Below are 659 nucleotides of genomic sequence, written 5' to 3'. Positions count from 1 at the left end.
CACCACGATCACGGTCATCACGACGAACGTCACGCCGGTCACGGTCGTCACGACGGTATGAGGGACGGTCGCCGTCCCTGCGGAAGCCACGGTCACGGTCGTCGCGCCGGTCGTCGCGGCGCGGCCCGCTCGGCCGGTCGTCGCGTCGGAAAGGCGGACGCCCGCCGCCACGGCTGTCGTCACGGCCGTCACGGTCGTCACGACGGTACGAGGGACGGTCACCATCCCGGCGGAAGCCACCACCACGGTTGTCGTCCCGCCGGAACCCACCGCGGTCACCGCGATCACCACGGTCCCGGTCATCACGACGGAAGCCGCCACGGTCGTTGTCGCGGCGAGGTCCGCCGCGGTATCCGCCCCGGTCCCGGTCACCACTGTCCCGGCGGCGCTGGTCGCGCTCGGGTCGCTCGTCGGGAGAGTTGGTGGACATCGGTGACTCCTAGTCTTCGGTACCGCAGTCATTCTCGCGCAGCCAGGCAGTCGGCGCGCTTCGGCAAATTCAGCAAAACAAAAAGGACCCCTGGTCCCAGCGTGAACGCTGGGACCAGGGGTCCTTGAAGAATTGTTCGGCGGCGTCCTACTCTCCCACAGGGTCCCCCCTGCAGTACCATCGGCGCTGTGAGGCTTAGCTTCCGGGTTCGGAATGTAACCGGGCGTTT

At 68.0% G+C, this 659-nt stretch carries 1 rRNA gene and 1 pseudogene; both read right to left on the bottom strand.

Going from position 1 to position 659, the window contains the following annotated elements:
* Positions 1-375 (bottom strand): annotated as a pseudogene (locus tag ACFWYM_RS34045) (hypothetical protein); the annotation flags it as partial.
* A 189-nt stretch (positions 376-564) separates the two neighbouring features.
* Positions 565-659: ribosomal RNA gene (gene rrf, locus ACFWYM_RS34040) — 5S ribosomal RNA — on the bottom strand; the annotation flags it as partial.

The sequence above is a fragment of the Streptomyces sp. NPDC059009 genome, assembly GCF_042740175.1.
In the GTDB taxonomy this organism is placed as follows: Bacteria; Actinomycetota; Actinomycetes; order Streptomycetales; family Streptomycetaceae; genus Streptomyces.
Note: the sequence above shows the minus strand (reverse complement) of the source record. Positions and strands in the feature narration are given on the sequence as shown.